A 1558-nucleotide genomic window follows, 5' to 3' on the forward strand; every position below is an offset into this window, starting at 1 on the left:
GTCCGTCTTCTCGTGACTGTCCATTATATCGTTCCTCTAGTTGAAGCCGGTCTCGCTCTGCGTCACCGGTAAATTGAATCGTTAATCGCGCATTGACAGCGACGTTAACTACACGTTGTTTGAATGCATCTGTACCATCTAGGCTAATGACATTGCCGTACCGTTCCTGTGCAAGCTCAAGCGCACCAATTAACGTCGTAGTGGTTATCTTTGCCGGCAACACTAACGCATTAGCCGTTTCTCTAACGCCAATACGCTTATCTATCACACTGCCTTTTTTGGTAATGCTGTCAGCCTTGCTCAACACAGCACTATCAAATGTCGAGCTATTTTGACCTGATAGTCGATTGCTTTGTTGATGACGCTGGGGTTGCCTTGCTTGTAAAGCAGTAAGCGCCTCTTTATCACCTTGCACAGCTTGCTGTTTTAACCAATCCGCCCAAGTGAGTTTTCGATGTTGACCATAGACCTGTTTTTTCCCGTTTGCAGCGGCTTGTTGAATTTTCTTCCGTTGTCTTTTAACTGAGTTAAAGTGAAGTTTGTACAACATTTTACGGGTAATAGAATTGGTTTCCTGGCTTATCGCAAACCGTTTTAACTTGTTAGCCAAATCCAGTGCTTTTAGCTTACGGCCTTTGGTTGTCATAACTTGCGCTAATGCTTGGTTTACCTGTTTCTCACTCTGTAATGCTTGCAGTTGATAACGACGATATAACTCCGTGGTATCCACTTTTAACGCTATAGGTTGTTTGCGATAACGGCCTTTACTTGATTGCTCTTCATTTTTTGGTGGCGCCTCACCTGCGACAAATTCACCTAATCGCTTTTCCAGTGCAGGTTTAGATAACATTCTGCTGACTGAGCTCGCTTTGATACTCACTTCACTATCAGCAGTAATCACCAGACCATTACCGCGTAACTGCATGTGCAAACCATGCTCTTTTAATGCCTGGTGAACATCATCCCAGGATTGAGCCAGCTCTAACTTCTCACCACAATGCTCACGGGTCCAACTGATTAAGCTTTTCTGGCCACTGTGCGCTTCCATATCTTGAGCGCGAGACTGCCCCTCTCGTTGCTGTGAAATGTGATTTACTTTTTGAAGGCCATAAGCATCTTCAATACGCTCACAAGCATGACCTAACACTGTAAAGTCATAATAAGGTTCATGTAAGGTGAGTTTTGTGGGATGAATTTTATTGATGGCAACATGAACATGGTGGTTATCAGTATCGCGATGAACCGCACTTATTCGTTGGTGTTCACTGAATCCTAAATCAGCACACAGTTCTGCTTCAATAGTTTTTAGTTGTTCATCCGTGACTTCATCACCAGGAGCAAAAGCAATGAGCAAATGGTAGGTCTTATCCCCTTTTGCTCGGGTATTTTGCTGTTGAGTAGCTAATACCTCAGTCACTGCGGCATCAATCGTTGCTGCGTAACAGTTAACCGACTGAACCAAGCCAACTCGATGTTCCTTATCCTGCTCGTCAGTAATGTAATCAACTAAGCGATGAAAGCTGCTTTTAGTGCTGCCTCTAGGCTTTACGTGCTTTGC

Annotated in this window: 1 protein-coding gene; it reads right to left on the reverse strand. The window is 44.2% G+C overall.

Features of this window, described 5'->3' with window-relative positions; all coding sequences use genetic code 11:
- The coding region (traI, locus tag L2748_RS23845) for a TraI/MobA(P) family conjugative relaxase (RefSeq protein ID WP_248957817.1) at positions 1 to 1558 on the reverse strand (1558 nt) is incomplete at both ends.

The organism is Shewanella sairae (genome assembly GCF_023283535.1).
Taxonomy (GTDB): domain Bacteria; phylum Pseudomonadota; class Gammaproteobacteria; order Enterobacterales; family Shewanellaceae; genus Shewanella; species Shewanella sairae.